We start from the raw sequence: 16,198 nt of genomic DNA on the forward strand, positions 1-16,198 counted from the left end.
CCAGTCTTTAGGCGGTCGCGTACTCGTTAGACTTCATGAACTATTTTGGTTAGGTCCATGATCTACCTCGTGAACTACAACATGAGCGGAAATGCGGGCGGCGGATTGTAAGCCGTATAGACCCTTTTACGAATTGCTCACCGGGAAGGAGTTGCCTTGGCCTAAGGCCGCCTCAGTTGTCGGCCTCTTCCATATCAGGATGTCGCCCATTGGCCCGGCGCGGCTGTTGGCGCCGCGCAGGATATTTGCGAAGATCGGGGGCAACCGGAAGTCCCTGCCGTGAGGCCAAGCGGCGCTTCTGACCCGATTCGGACACCGTGTGCTGACCCACTCACTCGATCACTTCGGGGTACCGAGGCTTGGCTTGCCGGGTCGGGGGAGCCGAGTTCTGAAACCGGTGCCCGTGGCGACAGATTGACCAAAAGATCACTTGGTTGCGCTTGTTGCGCGCTTCAGAGTCACCACAGCAGTACCCCCACGGGATGCCGGTGTAGGGTTCTTATACGTGAGCTCGTCGCCGTTGATCGCGATGAAACGCTTCTGATTCGAATTGTCCCACGCGGGAAAGCTGCCGCCGATAACATGTAAGGATATTGAATGTTCAGATTCATTGACTTTGTAGTCGCCAAACATCGCGATTAGCCCCTCCAGAGCGGCTTCGCTTTCCCCGGCGGTCGGAAAGTCGCGGCGGGCATATTTTGGCCGTCCCGGACGCATGAGATTGATTGAGAAGTGATCTGCTGCATCGAACATGAAGTATCCTTTCGGATCGGAACCAAATATTTGCGTTGTTTTCCCGGTCCTTTCATTCACGTTTACAAATGAAATGACGCTCCAAGTGCCTACAAGCTGCTGTTTGAGCGGATCTGCGGCTCCCGCAGATAACGTGCCGCATGTAAGAGCTGCGGCTATCGGAATTGACCATAGTGCTTTCATGGTGCTCCCTCCGGTTTTCAGGAACGTTCCATCTATGAGGGTTGTGGGCTGGCCGCCCAGCTTAGTCTGAGCCTCGAAATCATTGTACGGGGCACTCTGCGGTCAGTGGGGCAATTCATCCCACAATACCGCACCGACGGCCAGCACGGGATTGACCACACCAAGACGCGGGCATGCGTTCGAAAAAGGCAATCGGCCACGCTACGAGCCACTCCGGAGGTTGTTCCAGGTGCGCCCACGATCATGTCGGCGATCTGGCGGAAGCCGTCGAGCGAGAAGGCCGGGGCCTGTGGTGCAAGACAGGACAGCGGTCGTTGGAGCGTTCGGCGTGCCTAGCGTTGCTTATGATCGCGAGAAAGCCGGCAACGAAGGTCCGGTTCTGGCCCATTGCGTCATTTCGTTACGATGCGGAATTTTGGTCGCTACCGGGGACATAGCGGACATTGGCAAGCCTGCACCAAGTCGAGTTCGATTTGTGAGTACGCGCCCTGGGCGCCTTGCGCCTAGCCGGCCAGCGTGCGAACGGCTTCGGCGACGCTATGGAAGACGTGGTTCGTCGGTAGCGCGTGATAGAGGCCGAAGCGCTCAAATGCCTGTTGGGCGCGGGTCGATTCGAGGCGAGCGATCGCGACGGTCACGCCTTCCTCGCTGCATTCACGGAACAGATCGAGCAGCGTTTGTGCGGCGGTGAAATCGATCTCCACGATGCCGCTGGCTTCGATCACCAGCAGCCTTGGCTTCGGTGTTGCCGTCTTGATGACCTTCAGCGCGTCGGCACCAAAGCTCGAGGCGTTGAGAAACGACAACGGCGCCTGCAGGCCGACCACGGCAACTTTCGGGTCGCGCTCGCCCCTGATGTTCGGGTTGGCCGGCCACCAGATCGTGGTATCAGGTACGCGGTCGAACACGACGAGCCGCGCCCGCGTCGTGCTCCAGATGCCATGGAGCAGTGAGAGCGCGATGCCGACGGCGACACCTTGCTCGATCGGCAGGATGATGATCGAAGCTGCCGTTGCCACCACAAGCAGAAACTCGCCGACCGATTGGCGAAAGATCGCGGCAATCTGGCTGACGCGAATGATGCGCAACGCTACGAAAAGCAGGACGCCGCCCAGCGCAGCCTCCGGAACGTGATGCAGCAGCGCGGCGCCGAACGCCAGCAGCGCCAGCACGATCGATGCGGCGAACAGTCCCGATAGCTGCGTGCGTCCGCCGGTCTCGGCCACGATGCCGGTTCGCGGCGGGCTCGCGTCCACCGGAAAGGCACCGAACAGGCCGGCTAGGATGCTGCCGGCCGCGGCGCCGAGAAAATCGCGGTCGACATCGGCGGGCTGGTCCGGATCGGAAGGAAATGCCCGCGTCGTCGCCGCGGTCTGGACCATCACGACGATGGCGATCAGGAGAGCCAATGACAGCAGCTTGACCCATCGTTCCGGAGGGATCTCAGGAAACGACGGCATCGGCAGCGTGCCCGGCACGGTGCCGACCACGCTGACCCCTTTGGTTTCCAATCCGCCCCAGATCACGGCGGCGGTCGCCGCCACCAGCGCGACCAGTGCGCCGGGAATCCTGGCGCTGATGGCCTCGGATCCGGCAACAAAGGCCAGCACGAAAAGCCCGATGCTGACGGAGTAGAAGTTGGCGGCAGGAAGATGCTCTGCAATCTCCGCGATCCGCTCGAGCATCGGTCCTTTCGGTGGCGGTACGCCGAGCACGACGGGCAGTTGCGAAACCATGATGTGGATGGAGATGCCGGCAAGAAAGCCGATGGTGACCGGGGTCGACAGCAGGTTGGCGATCCAGCCGAGGCGAAACAGGCTGCCGGCGACCAGGATCACTCCGACCATCAGCGCCAGGGCCGCGGCAAGCGCGATAGCCTCCGGGGAGCCGGCGGCTGCCATCAGCGCAAGGCCGCCGGCGAAGATCGGCGTGATCGTGGAGTCGGCGCCGCATGACAGAAAGCGGTTGCTGCCCAGCATGGCAAAACCGAGCGAACCTGCGATGAAGGCGAAAAAGCCGATCTGGGGGGCGAAGCCGCCGAGGCGCGCAGTCGCCATCTGCTCGGGTATTGCGATCGCGGCCAGTGTCAGGCCCGCGATCAGGTCGCCGGGCAAATCGCCCGGCCGGAACGCGGCCAGCGAGCGGAAGATCGGCCAGGAGCGGCCTGCTGTCCCGGGCGTGTCCTCGGCCATCGGTCCTCGGTGCGATTAGCGTAAGGGCCGCCCACTATTCGACATCGTGATGCGAAAGGCCAGCATTGCTTTGGCGCTGGCACAAGTCTGACCAAGCCTCAGCCGATATTCTGCAGCGCCGGAAACGTCTCGAGCAGCCAGATGCTGACATTGGTGACGGCGCCGGTGAGAAAGCCGATGCCGGTGATAATCATCAGCACGCCCATGACGTGCTCGACCGTCCGGAGATGCCGCTTCATCCGCGCGAACAGTGACGAGAACTGTTTGACCGCGAACGCTGCAAGCAGGAAGGGGATGCCGAGCCCGGCGGAATAGATCGCAAGCAGCGCGGCGCCCTTGGTCACCGTCGCCTCGGCTGCTGCGATCGAAAGGATCGCGGCGAGGATCGGGCCGATGCAGGGCGTCCAGCCGAAAGCAAAGGCGAGCCCCATCGCATAGGCGCCCCACAGCCCGACCGGTTTCGGCATGCTCATCCGGCCCTCGCGCATCAATATCCCGATCCGCGTCAGCCCGAGGAAGTGCAGTCCCATCACGATGATGACGATGCCGGCGACGATGGAGAGCTGTGCCGACCAGGCGCGGATCAGCCCGCCGATCAGGGAGGCGCTGGCGCCGAGCGCCACGAACACGGTGGAGAAGCCGAGCACGAACATCAAGGCCGCGGTCATGACTGCGCGCTTGGAGGCCTGCGTGCTCTCGTCATGGGCGACATGCTCGATGGTCGCGCCGGTCAGATACACCAGATAGGGCGGCACCAGCGGCAGCACGCAGGGCGACAGGAAACTGACTAGTCCGGCGATCAAGGCTGCCGGGATCGAGACATCGTGCATCAATTGACCTTCGAGGGCGGCAACCTATTGACGTGGACGGCGACAAGTTTCCAGAGGTTTCATGCGCTTAAGCCTAAGAGATCGGTCACAGGCCCGTGTCCGGGCATTGATCGCGAATCGTCTCCGCAATTCTACGGGATAAACGCTGGACAAGCCGGTGCCGTCAGGCTCAAACTTGAATCCCGCGACAAGCCTCGGCCGCCAGCCGGGACAATAAAATCATGCGGACGCCTGCAATCTAAAGATGGGCGCCGCGAAAAGGAAACGAACGGGAGCATCACACATGGCTATTTCACGCCGCAACATGCTGTTGGGAAGCGCTGGCGCCTTGGGCGCCGCATCATTTTCGTTCCCAAAGCCTGCCATTGCCCAGTCCGAGCCGATCAAGATCGGTTGCCTCGCGGCGATCACCGGCCCGAGTTCCGCGCCGACCGTCGGTTTCAACCGCGGCATCAATTTTGCGGTGGACAGCATCAATGCGGCCGGCGGCGTCAAGGGCCGCAAGATCGAGCTCGTCATGCGCGACACGCAGGGTGATCCGACCAAGGCGGTGAACGCGACGCAGGAATTGATCAGCCAGGCCAAGGTCCATGCCATCTGGGGGCCGGTCAATTCCGGCGAAGCGCTCGCCACCACGCCGATCATGGCGCGGGCCAGGATTCCGGACATTCATCCTTGCGTGGTCGAAACCCTGATCGACACCACCAAATATCCGAACGCCTTCCGCATGGCGCCTTCGAACAGCCAGTGGGATGACGCGGTCCGCAACTACTGCCTCAACGTCCTCAAGGTGAAGAAGGTCGCCGTCATCGGCGACACCACGGGCTATGGCGTGACCGCCGTCGGCGCCTCGGTGGCGGCGTTCAAGAAGGACGGCGCCGACGTCGTCTACCAGGCCAACATCGATGCGACCCAACCGGACATGACGCCCGACATGCTGCGCGCGAAGAACGCGGGCTCCGAGGCCATCGTGGTCTGGAGTGTCACCACCGGCATGGAGGCGCGGATGTTCAACACCCGCGCCGCCATGGGTTGGGACGTGCCGTTCGTCGGCCATCCCTCGCTCGCCTCGGGAGAACTCGCTGGTCTCGTCGATAAGCCCGAGAACTGGAAGAAGGTCTATGCGATCGGCTACAAGAGCTGCAGCTACGATGCATCCGGCAAACTGCCGCCGAAGAGCGAGGAGCTCGTCGCGCGCCTGGCCAAGGCGAATGTCGCGCTCAACGACACGCTGTTGTGGTGGGTCGCGGGCGGCATCGATGCGATCGAGCTGATCGCCAAGGCGGTCGCCGAAAGCGGTTCGACCGAAAGCGCGGGCCTCGTCAAATACTGGAACACGCTGTCCAAATATCCCGGCTATTTCGGCACCTACACCTTCACGCCGACGCAGCATAACGGTTACCCGACCGAAGAGATCGTGATGTCGGAGGCCAGCACCGCAAAGAACGGGACCTTCGCACTCGCGCCGGGCTACACATAGGCCGGCGGGCAGAGGGTGCATCCGATGCTCGCCTCGATCCTCGCATCCGGTCTCGCGGCGGGCGCGATCTACGCGCTCGTCGGCGTCACCTACAACACGATGTTCTCGACCTCGCGGGTGATGAGCTTCACCGCGGGCCAGCTCGCCATGCTGGGCGGCGTGCTCGGCTCGATGTTCACCCTGAAGATGGGCATGCCCATCATCGTGGGCTTCGTCCTGACGCTGGCCGCGTGCGCGATCGTCGGCATCATCACCGAGTTCGTCGCTGTGCGCCCAGTCCTGAAGAGCTTGGACCAGCATCTCTACGTGCTCTCGACGCTGGCGCTGGCCTTGATGATCCAGCAGATCGCGGCGATCAAATGGGGCACCGAGCCGCAGCCGTTCCCGCGCGTGATCGGGCTCGGCAGCGGCGTCTGGGACGAGAAGTTCTGGCTGCCGGTCATCGCCTGCGCGGTGACGATCGTGGCTCTGGAATATCTCTACCGCCGCACGCTGGTCGGCCGCGCCTTCGTCGCGATCGCGGAGGATAATTTCGCGGCACGTGCGCTCGGTCTTCCCGAGCGCAATTTGCGGGTCGCAAGCTACGCGCTGGCCGGCGTGATCGGCGGCATCGCCGGCTTTTCCGGCGGCCAGCTCCTGCTGGCGTTCTTTGCCAATGGCGCGCTACTCAATTTCTACGGCTTCGTGCCGGTGGCGCTTGGTGGCCTCGGCAACAACCGCGGCGCCATCTTCGGCGGGCTGGCGCTCGGCCTGTTCCAGCAGGCCGCGAATTTCCTGGTCGGCGGCATCTTCTCGTCCGTTGCCGTCTTCACCCTGTTCATCGTGGTCCTCTTGGCAGCGCCCCAAGGCCTGTTCGGCGGAAGCTCGGCGCGGAGGGTGTGATGACGGCCGTCACCGCAACCTCTGCTCAGAGCGAAAGTGGCGCGTGGCGCACCGCCCTGCCGCACATCGCGCCGTTCCTCGGCATCCTCGCGCTCGCATTGCTGCTGCCGTTCGTCAGCAATGATTATTGGGCGCTGATCGGCACGCGCATGGCGATCTACTGGGTGCTGGTCGCCGGCCTCAACCTCGTGGTCGGCTTCGCCGGCCACCTTGCGATCGGCTATGTCGCGCTATTGACGCTCGGCGCCTACACGACGAGCGTGCTTGTCGCCGGCAATGTGACGCCGGCGCTGCCGGTGTTCCTCGCATTGCCAATTGCCGGCTGCGTCGGCGCGCTGTTCGGGGTGATCGTCGGCTTGCCGGCGCTGCGCCTGCGCACCTTCTATTTCGCGATGTCGACGCTGGGCTTTGCCACCATCGTGACGCAGATCGCGCTGGCCTGGCAGAGCGTGACGGGCGGCGGCATCGGCATCGCCGGCCCGGAATTCCCGGCGCCGTTCGATACGCCCTGGGGCTTCTACGCGCTCTGCGTCGCGTTTGCGGTGGTCGCCACCTGGATGAGCGCCAACGTCGCCCGCAGCCGGTTCGGCCGCGCGCTGATCGCGGTGCGCGACGCCGAAGTGGCGGCGGAAGCGACCGGCATCTCGAAGCCAAGGATGCTGATCGCGATCTTCCTGTTCGCCGGCGCGCTGGCCGCAATCGCCGGCGGATTGTTCGCGACGCTGCAGACCTACATCACGCCCGACGCCTTTACCTTCGATCTGTCAGTCCTGTTCTTCATCGCGATCCTGATCGGCGGCCGCGGTTCGATCCTGGGGCCGATGCTCGGCACCATCATCCTGACCATCCTGCCTGAGATCGCCGCGCCGCTCGCGGCCTGGTCGACCTTCCTCTACGCCGTGCTGCTGCTGGTGATCGTGCTGGTGATGCCCGGCGGCATCGCTGCACTGCTGGATTTCCGCAACCGCCGCCCGCTCGCCAGCAACCGCGCCATCGTGCCGCGTCCGGCCGCTCTCGCCGACATCGTGCGCCGTCGCACCGGCGGCAAGCACCTCGAGCTGCGCGGCATCGCGCTGAGCTTCGGCAATGTGAAGGCGATCGACGGGCTCGACCTCGACGTGACGCCCGGCCAGATCCACGGCCTGATCGGCCCGAACGGCAGCGGCAAGACCACGACACTCAACGTCATCTCCGGCTATTACGCCGCCAAGGCCGGCGCGATGACGCTGGGCGACGACGTGCTGCCGCCGGGCCAGCCGGCATTGCGTGCAGCCTGCGGCATCGCGCGGACATTCCAGACCCCGCGCGTGATCGGCGAGGCTTCGGTGCTGGAGAATGTGATGATCGGCGGCTCAGTGGAGGGCAGGGCGACCTTCGTCGAGGCGATGCTGTCGGCACCGCGCAATAGCGAAGACGAGCGGATGCTGGCGGCGAAAGCGCGGGCGCTGCTCGGCGTGGTCGGGCTGGAGACGCTGGCGGAGGTGCGCGCCGACCGCCTGCAGCACAGCGAACTCCGCTTCATCGAGATCGCGCGTGCGCTGATGCTCGATCCCGATTTCCTGCTGCTCGACGAGCCCGCGGCCGGTCTTTCCAATGACGAGATCGAGCGGCTGGCGTCCCTGATCAAGGCGATTAGCGCACGCGGCACCGGTGTATTGCTGGTGGAGCATCACGCCGATCTCATCTTCGACATCTGCCACCAGGTCACCGTGCTCAATCTCGGCCGCACGCTGGCGGCGGGCACGCCGGCCGAAATCCGCGTTCACAAGGAGGTGGTCAGTGCTTACCTCGGCGGCTGAACCTCTGCTCTCCGTGCGCGCGCTCGAGTCCGGCTACGGCAAGATCCGCGTGCTTCATGGCATCGATTTCCAGGTCGCCGCCGGCGAGGTGGTAGCGCTGCTCGGCCCCAACGGCGCCGGCAAGACCACGATGCTGCGCGCGCTGTCGGGACTGCTGCCGGTGACTGCGGGACAAGTGCGCTTCGACGGCCACGACATGACCAACGCGACGCCGCGAGATGCCGCGCGTGCCGGCCTCGTCCATGTGATCGAGGGCCATCGCGTGTTCACGCAAATCTCCGTCACCGACAATCTGCTGCTTGCCGGCTACGACGTGCCGCGCGCCGAGCGCGCACAACGCGTCGAGGAAGCCCTGGCGTATTTCCCCGAGATCGCCGAAAAGCGTCACGAGCGCGGCGGCGCGCTGTCGGGCGGGCAACAGCAGATGCTCACCGTCGCGCAAGGCCTCGTGCGCCGCCCGCGGCTGTTGATGCTCGACGAGCCGTCGGCCGGCCTGTCACCGGTGCTGGTCGATCGGGTCCTCAACGTCATCGGCCGCTTGCGCGCGCAGGGCACCGCGGTATTGCTGGTCGAGCAATTGCTGGAGAAGGCGCTGGCGACGGCGGATCGTGTCTACGCCCTGGTGCAGGGGAATATCGTGCTGGAAGCACCGACCGACGAAAGCAATCTGGCGCAGCGGCTCGAGCGCGCCTATTTCGGCCATGAGAGCCACGCGCTGGTGAGCCACTGATGCGGCTTCCCTTCTTCTACGGCTGGATCATCATCGCGGTGACCTTCGTCACCATGGCGATCGGCGTCAATGCGCGCACCGCGTTCTCGCTGTTCTATCCACCGATCCTCAGTGAGTTCGGCTGGGACCGCGGCGTCACCGCCGGCGCGTTCTCGTTCGGCTTCGTGGCCTCCGGCATCGCCAGTCCGCTGATCGGCCGCCTGATGGACCGCTCCGGCCCGCGCGCGGTGATGGAACTCGGCGTCGTGCTGATGGGCGCAGGGTTCCTGCTGGCGCCGCTGACGACGCAGCCCTGGCACCTCTATCTCAGCATCGGCGTTCTCGTAGGGGCGGGCAGCGTCTGCCTCGGCTATTCCGGCCAATCGTTCTTCCTGCCGAACTGGTTCATCCGCCGCCGCGGTCTCGCGATCGGGATCGCCTTCGCCGGTGTCGGCATCGGCTCGGTGACCTTGCTGCCGTGGGTGCAGCACATGATCGAGCAGACCGGCTGGCGCACCGCCTGCACCGCGATCGGCATCCTCGTGCTGGTCGTGCTTGCGCCGATCAATCTGCTGGTGCGAAAGCGTCCCGAGGACATCGGGCTACTGCCTGATGGCGATGCCGCGCCGACCGCCACTTCGGCAAAACCAGTGTCGAACATCGTCGATCCCGTCTGGGCCGGCACCGACTGGACGTTGCGTCTGGCGCTCCGCACCGCGCGCTTCTGGTGGATCGCGCTCGGCTATTTCTGCGGTCTCTACATCTGGTACGCGGTGCAGGTGCATCAGACCAAGTTCCTGCTCGACATCGGCTTCAGCCCGAATGTCGCGGTGTGGTCGCTTGGCGTCGTCAGCCTGCTCGGCATTCCCGGCCAGATCTGGCTTGGCCATCTCTCCGACCGGATCGGGCGCGAAGCGGTGTGGGCGATCAGTTGCGCCGGCTTCGCGGTCTGCTTTGCGAGCCTGGTCGCACTGAAATATGCGCCTGTGTTGCCGCTGGTCTATCTGATGGTGTTCACGCAAGGTGCGCTCGGCTATGGCCTGACCTCGGTGATGGGGCCGGTCGTGGTCGAGATCTTCCAGGGCAGGCATTACGGCAGCATCTTCGGCACCATCATGCTGGCCGCGCTCGCGGGCGGCGCTGCGGGCCCGTGGGCGACGGGGCTGTTGTATGATTTCACCGGCAGCTACACGGCGGCCTTTGCGATCAGCATTGTCGTGAGCGCGTTGTCCGCCTTCGCGATCTGGCAGGCAGCGCCTGGAAAAGTCCGCGCTGTGGCGGGGCGTTTGCACACGTTGCACAGCCGTAGCCCGGGTGAAGCGTCAGCGCAACCCGGGACCGCGCGCAAGCGCTGATGCAGGGGTCCCGGGTTACGCTAGCGCTCCACCCGGGCTACGGCGCGGTCGGTGCTCCCGATCGTGCGCTGCAGGTCGCCGATCGCGCGCAGGAAGCTGTCAGCCGGCGTGGTCTCCGGATCGATCAGGCGGTGCAGGCGAAAGCCGTCCTCGAGCGCCAGCACGATCGCGGCGGTCCATGCCGCATCCAGCCGGCTGTTCCCGCCGCTATCCTTCCGCGCGGTCTCGATGATGTCGGTGACCAGCTTGCGCCGGGCGCGCAGGCGCTTTGCAAGTTCGGGCCGGCGCTTCTCCGCGCGTGCGACGAACAGGATCATCTCCATGTGCAGAAGCGGCGAGCGGCCGAGCGGATCCTGCCTGGTGCGGTCCATGTGCTTCAACGCGTCGATGAAATCGGCGAGATTGGTGTGTTGGGCCAACAGGTCGAGGTTGCGCCGGATCGATTGCTCGACATGGTCCTCGAGCATCGCGATGATGAGCTCTTCCTTGCTCTTGAAGTTCGAATAGAACGCCCCGCGCGTGAAACCGGCGGCGGCCGCGATCGCCTCGATGCTGGCGCCGCCGATCCCCTGTTCCTCGAACACGCGCGCCGCCGCCTCGGACAGCTTTTCGCAGGTGTCGTCCCTGGTCGGTCTGGTCCTAACTCTTGACATCGGCCCTGTTTAGGCCACAATGCAACTCGATACAAGAGTGTATCGAGTTTTAGGGGTGGAAACGCTTGGGCCCGCACGAAGCGGCGGCCGGTAGCGTTCAATGTGAAATCGTCGCAACGCGGCAACCGATTGAGGTCACCATGAACGAGCAAGCTCGGCCGGCGAACAGCGATCCGCTGTTCAATCCCCTGGCGCCGGAATTCATCCGCAACCCCTATCCCCATTACGAACGGCTGCGCGCCGAGGACCCGATGCATGTCACGCCGTTCGGCGCTTTCGTCGCGAGCCGTCAGGCCGAGGTGAGCTTCGTGTTGCGTGACAAGCACTTTGGCAAGGACTATGCCGGCCGCGCCATACGCCGCTACGGGCCAAAGGCCATGGAGGACCCGGTCTTCCGCAGCATGAGCCAGATGATGCTGCAGCAGGATCCGCCCGATCACACCCGTCTCCGCGGCCTTGTGGTGAAGGCATTCACGGCGCGCCGGGTCGAGGACATGCGGCCGCGGATTCAGGAGATCGTCGATCAGACGCTCGATCGTGTCATCCCGCAGGGCAGGATGGACCTCATCGAAGACTTTGCATTCCGCCTGCCGGTGACGGTGATCTGCGACATGCTCGGAATCCCCGAGGAGCATCGCGAAACGTTTTATACCGGCTCGCGCGACAGCGGGCGCATCCTCGAACCGGTGCCGTTGTCGCCTGAGGAGATCAAGCAGGGCAACGCCAGAACCAAGATGTCGGAGATGTATTTCCAGCAGCTGTTCGAGCTGCGGCGGAAGCAGCCCGGCGATGACCTGACGACGCAGCTCGTGCAGGCGGAGGAGGACGGCCACAAGCTCAGCAACGAAGAGCTGACCGCCAACATCATCCTTCTGTTCGGGGCCGGGCACGAGACGACCGTCAACCTGATCGGCAACGGCCTCTTGGCGCTCCACCGCAATCCCGATCAGCTCGCGCTGCTCAAGGCAAATCCCGCCCTGATCACCAACGCGATCGAGGAATTCCTGCGCTATGATTCCTCCGTGCAAATGACCGGGCGCGCGGCCCTGGAGGACATCGATCTCTGCGGCAAGCGCATACCCAAGGGCGAGGCCGTGCTGTGCCTGCTGGGCTCGGCCAACCACGATCCGGCTGTCTATCCCGACCGTCCGGAACAGCTTGATATCGCCCGTCCCAACGTGAAACCGCTGTCCTTCGGCGGCGGCATCCATTTCTGTCTCGGCGCCCAATTGGCGCGGATCGAGGCCGAAATCGCGATCTCGACGCTGCTCCGCCGCCTGCCGGGCCTGCGGCTGGATGACGCGGAAAATCCACAGTGGCGGCCGACCTTCGTGCTGCGGGGGCTACGGCGCCTGCCGGCGAGCTGGTAACCTTCTCGCCCGTCCCAGCGGCCGCAGTGTGATACCGCTGTGACTTCGCCATACTTGTCTCTATATATTGGGCTGCTCCGGCGCCGTATTGGCCACGCGCGCCGGGGCGGGGCTCAAAGGGAGACACCGTGCAGACGACGCTGCTCGGCCTGGCAATCGCGTTCATTCTTGCGCTGATCGCCGCGCTGGTCGGACCGTACTTCATTGACTGGAACCAGTTCCGTCCGCAATTCGAGGCAGAGGCGACGCGAATCATCGGCGCGCCCGTGCGCATCGGCGGCGAGCTTGACGCGCGGCTGCTGCCGGCGCCGCAGCTTCGGTTGCGTTCGGCCGTGATCGGCGGCGACAACGATCGCGGCAAGGTCCGGGCCGACAAGCTCGACGTCGAGTTCAGCCTGGGTTCGCTGATGCGCGGCGAATGGCGCGCCACGCAGCTCACCGTCAATGGCATGTCGGTGGACCTCGGTCTGGACCAGAAGGGACGGATCGATTGGCCGGCCTCGCGGGGCACGTTCGACTTCGCCTCGCTTGCGATCGATCGCGTCAACCTCACCGGCCACATCGCCCTGCATGACGCGGCGAGCCACAGCACGCTGGAACTGCGCGACATCGCCTTCAGCGGCGATGTCCGCTCGCTTGCCGGCGCGATCCGCGGCGATGGCAATTTCACGTTCGACGGCTCCCGCTATCCGTTCCGGATTTCCTCCGGCCAGAGCGCCGATGGCAGCGGCACCCGCGTGCATGTCAACATCGACCCCGGCCAGCGCCCGCTGTCGGCTGATCTCGACGGCGTGCTCACCTTCGAGTCCCGCGCGCCACGCTTCGAAGGCGTGGTGGCGCTGGCCTCTCCGCCCGCATCAAAGAATGATGACGCCGCGCCGACGCCCTGGCGTATGGGAGCCAGGGTCAAGGCCGATTATTCGGCGGCGCGGCTCGAGCAGATCGAGATCAGCTATGGCAATGAAGACCGCGCGCTGAAGCTTGCAGGCGCCGGCGACATCCGCTTCGGCGGTTCGCCGCTGCTGCGCGCCTCGCTCTCGGCTCGGCAACTCGATGTCGACCGCTTTGCCACGAAGGACAATAATGCTGAGCCGGTTCGTGCGCTGCCGGCGCTGCGCGCGCTGCTGTCGGGCGTTCCGCACGTCGCGCTGCCGTCGCAGATCGAATTTTCGTCCGAGAAAATCATGCTCGGCGGGCGGCCGCTGCAGGATATCGCGGCCGAGCTTCACGGCGACGACAAGGGCTGGACGGTGCGGCGGCTCGATTTCCGCGCACCGGGCGCCACGCGCGTCTCGCTCAGCGGTGCTGGCCCGCAAAGCGCCCAGTCCGACAGCTTCAAGGCGGCGCTCAATGTGGAGTCTTCCGATCCCGATGCGCTGATGGTCTGGCTGCAGGGCCGCAGCGATCTGCCGTCTCGCAAACAAAAACCGCTCAAGCTGCGCGGCGACGTCACGGTCGCCGCAAACGGCTTTACCGTCGACGCCATGAAGGCCGAGATCGATGGTGGCGCGATCACCGGACGTGTCGCGGTGTCGTATCCCGGCGGCAATAGCGGCGCGAAGGTCGACGCCAACGTGAAGGCCGACCGGCTGGACCTCGACGCGGCCACCGCTGTCATACGCTCGCTGGCGGGACCGCAGGCCGAATGGCCGGAGGAAGCGCAGCTCTCGCTTGACATCGGGCGCGCGATTTCGGCCGGACAGGAGCTGCGTCCGCTGCAGGCCAAGCTCGGCTTTGGACCGAAGACGGTCTCCCTCGAGCGGCTGAAGATCGGCCAGCCGGACAGCGTGACGATCGAGGGCACCGGCAATTTCGATCGCATCAACGCGACCGGAAAGCTCGCGCTCAACGCAAACGCTGCGTCGCTCAGCCAGTTGACCGGTCTGGCCTCATCGTTCGCGCCATCAGCGGCATCGCGCCTCAACACGCTGGCTGCGGTTCCCGGTCCGGCGCGGCTGAAGCTCGCGCTTGATCTCGACAAGGGACAGGCCGATCGCGGCAGCCTTCGCGCCGCGTTGGATCTCGACGCGCCCCAGCTCAAGGGCTCCGCCACGGTGACGGCGAAGCCGCTGGTCGCCGCGATCCGCAGCACCGATCTCGATGCCCTCAGCCGCAGCGATCTCGGTGTCGACGCCAGATTTTCAGCGGGGCAGGGGCGTACAATGCTCGCGCTACTCGGCCTCGATCGCGTCATCACGGTCGGCGACGGCCCCGCGCAATTCGAAGGCTCGGTCAACGGCGCCTGGCGCGCGCCGTTGCGGCTGAAGGCGAGGATGTGGGGCGCAGGACTTGATGCGGACGCCGAAGGCTCGGCCGAGCCATGGGACGAGGCGAAGAAGGCCGGCATCAACCTGCGGGTCAGGAGCGCCGACATCAGTCCGCTGCTCGATCTGAAGTCGTCGGACACGCCGGTGAACGGCGTCCGCCTGTCGTCGCGCGTCTCGCTTGCCGGCAACAGGCTGTCGTTTGACGACCTCGACAGCATCGTCGGCGGCTCGCGGCTGCGAGGCCGTGTCGCGCTCGCCATGGGGGATGAGAAGAACATCGAGGGCGAGATCGGGCTCGACCAGGTCACGCTCGCACCGATGTTCGCGTTTGCGATCGGCGCCGGCGGGCATGATCCGGCCGAGCCGCTCGGCGGCGGCGTGCTCAAGGGCTGGCGCGGCAACATCGTCTTCCAGGCGTTGCGCGGCGAACTGCCGGGCGGCAGCGAATTGCAGCCGGTGAGCGGCACGATCAAGAGCGACGGCCAGGCGCTGACCTTTGAGGCCCTCAAGGGCAAGATCGGCGGCGGCGATCTCAGCGCCGCCATCGATGCAAGGCCGAGTGCGAACGGCATCACCGTCAATGCGAGCGTGCAGCTTAATGGCGTCGATGGCACGGCATTGAGCTACCGAAATCTCAGCATGCCCAAGGGGCGCGCCTCGTTGCAGATGACATTGATGAGCCAGGGCCGCAGCGCCGCGGCGCTGACCGGCGCGGTGTCCGGCAGCGGCACAATCACGTTGGAAGCGGCGCGTATTGCCGGGCTCGATCCGCGCGCCTTCGACATCGCGATCCGCGCCAGTGAGAATGGACAGGTCTCGGATGATGCGCGGCTGAAGCAGATCGTCGAGCAGGCGCTCGCAAACGGCGCGCTGTCGGTCGCCTCAGCCCAGCTTCCGTTCAACATCCGCGACGGGCGGATTCGTGTCGGCGCCAGCACGCTCGCGGCCAATGGCGTCAATGCCACGATCTCCGGCGGCTACGACATTCCGGCCGACCAGGCCGACATCCGCGCCGCGCTGGTGCCGACCGCGATCACCGCGGCGAGCCGGCCGGAAATCCAGTTGTTCGCGGTGGGCACGCCTGATGGCCTCACCCGCAGCGTCGATGTCGCGGCGCTGTCGTCCTGGCTCGCGGTGCGTGCGATCGACCGCGAGACCAGGCGATTGGATGCGATTGAGCGCGGCGAGCCGCCTCCAACGTTCCAGCCGACGCCACCGCTGATCCCGCCGCAGGAGCCGGCGGAAGCTCCCGATGCGAGCGCGACGATCCCGCCAGCATCAACCGACGTACCGATCCCGGGCCGCGATCCGCGCAAGGGAGCGCAAAAGCCAAAAACGAGCGCACCGCGTCCGCCGCTGGCGCAGCCGCCGGCCAGCACACCAGCCGCCAATCCGCCTGCGTCAGTCGCGAGCCAGCCGCAGCTCGCCCCATTGCCGCCGCCGATCGACGTCAAGCCGCCGCCGGGTGCCGCGAAACCAAAACCCCGCCCGCCGCTCGGACTGACGCCGCAGGTCGCCAACCCGCCATCGCGTCCGGCCGCGCAGAATTAGCGCCCGTAGCCCGGGGGGAGCGAATGCGTAACCCGGGACGTCTGCATCAGTAGCGGTCCCGGGTTACGCTGGCGCTTCACCCGGGCTACGATTCAGAGTGAGCGTCACGAGAGGATCGCCGTGCCCGGCCTTGACTTGCGCGGAATGCTTTGGATTGCCCGATCGGGGTGATTG

11 protein-coding genes are annotated in these 16,198 nt (G+C 65.3%); 7 read left to right on the top strand and 4 right to left on the bottom strand.

Annotated features, from left to right (window positions below; translation table 11 throughout):
- Window positions 1-426 precede the first annotated feature (426 nt).
- The 3 genes from AAFX91_RS27755 to AAFX91_RS27765 form a co-directional block, all read right to left on the bottom strand.
- A complete protein-coding gene (locus AAFX91_RS27755; RefSeq protein ID WP_130583119.1) occupies window positions 427-936 on the bottom strand; it encodes a lipocalin-like domain-containing protein in 510 nt (169 codons plus the stop codon).
- 503 nt (window positions 937-1,439) lie between these two features.
- On the bottom strand, window positions 1,440-3,128 hold the full coding sequence (locus AAFX91_RS27760) for a SulP family inorganic anion transporter (protein WP_394568755.1): 1,689 nt from the start codon (window positions 3,126-3,128) through the stop codon (window positions 1,440-1,442).
- Window positions 3,129-3,226: 98 nt separating this feature from the next.
- A complete protein-coding gene (locus AAFX91_RS27765; protein ID WP_130578587.1) occupies window positions 3,227-3,958 on the bottom strand; it encodes a cytochrome c biogenesis CcdA family protein in 732 nt (243 codons plus the stop codon).
- Between the two features lie 283 nt (window positions 3,959-4,241).
- Here AAFX91_RS27765 and AAFX91_RS27770 point away from each other — a divergent pair, with 283 nt between their 5' ends.
- The 5 genes from AAFX91_RS27770 to AAFX91_RS27790 are packed head-to-tail and all read left to right on the top strand — an operon-like array spanning window position 4,242 to window position 10,183.
- Window positions 4,242-5,438 carry an ABC transporter substrate-binding protein gene (locus tag AAFX91_RS27770; protein WP_282528346.1) on the top strand — a complete coding sequence of 399 codons (1,197 nt, stop codon included), beginning with the start codon at window positions 4,242-4,244 and terminating at the stop codon, window positions 5,436-5,438.
- A 24-nt stretch (window positions 5,439-5,462) separates the two neighbouring features.
- Window positions 5,463-6,320, top strand: coding sequence for a branched-chain amino acid ABC transporter permease (locus AAFX91_RS27775; RefSeq protein ID WP_394568756.1), 858 nt, complete (start codon window positions 5,463-5,465; stop codon window positions 6,318-6,320).
- Window positions 6,320-8,119, top strand: coding sequence for an ATP-binding cassette domain-containing protein (locus tag AAFX91_RS27780; protein WP_394568757.1), 1,800 nt, complete (start codon window positions 6,320-6,322; stop codon window positions 8,117-8,119). Before AAFX91_RS27775 ends, AAFX91_RS27780 begins: the two co-directional genes overlap by 1 nt.
- Complete coding sequence (locus AAFX91_RS27785; RefSeq protein WP_394568758.1) at window positions 8,100-8,849, top strand: ABC transporter ATP-binding protein; 750 nt, start codon at window positions 8,100-8,102, stop codon at window positions 8,847-8,849. Before AAFX91_RS27780 ends, AAFX91_RS27785 begins: the two co-directional genes overlap by 20 nt.
- A complete protein-coding gene (locus tag AAFX91_RS27790) occupies window positions 8,849-10,183 on the top strand; it encodes an MFS transporter (protein ID WP_394568759.1) in 1,335 nt (444 codons plus the stop codon). Before AAFX91_RS27785 ends, AAFX91_RS27790 begins: the two co-directional genes overlap by 1 nt.
- A 20-nt stretch (window positions 10,184-10,203) precedes the next feature.
- Here the strand turns inward: AAFX91_RS27790 and AAFX91_RS27795 are convergent, their stop codons facing one another.
- Window positions 10,204-10,836, bottom strand: coding sequence for a TetR/AcrR family transcriptional regulator (locus AAFX91_RS27795; RefSeq protein ID WP_394568760.1), 633 nt, complete (start codon window positions 10,834-10,836; stop codon window positions 10,204-10,206).
- Window positions 10,837-10,976: 140 nt separating this feature from the next.
- Here AAFX91_RS27795 and AAFX91_RS27800 point away from each other — a divergent pair, with 140 nt between their 5' ends.
- Together AAFX91_RS27800 and AAFX91_RS27805 are read left to right on the top strand one after the other, a co-directional pair.
- Window positions 10,977-12,206, top strand: a complete 1,230-nt coding sequence (locus AAFX91_RS27800; protein ID WP_394568761.1) for a cytochrome P450 — start codon at window positions 10,977-10,979, stop codon at window positions 12,204-12,206.
- A gap of 128 nt (window positions 12,207-12,334) precedes the next feature.
- Window positions 12,335-16,024 carry an AsmA-like C-terminal region-containing protein gene (locus tag AAFX91_RS27805; protein ID WP_394568762.1) on the top strand — a complete coding sequence of 1,230 codons (3,690 nt, stop codon included), beginning with the start codon at window positions 12,335-12,337 and terminating at the stop codon, window positions 16,022-16,024.
- The last annotated feature ends 174 nt before the right edge of the window (window positions 16,025-16,198 follow it).

Origin of the sequence: Bradyrhizobium sp. 31Argb (assembly GCF_043638955.1) — a bacterium.
Taxonomy (GTDB): Bacteria; Pseudomonadota; Alphaproteobacteria; order Rhizobiales; family Xanthobacteraceae; genus Bradyrhizobium.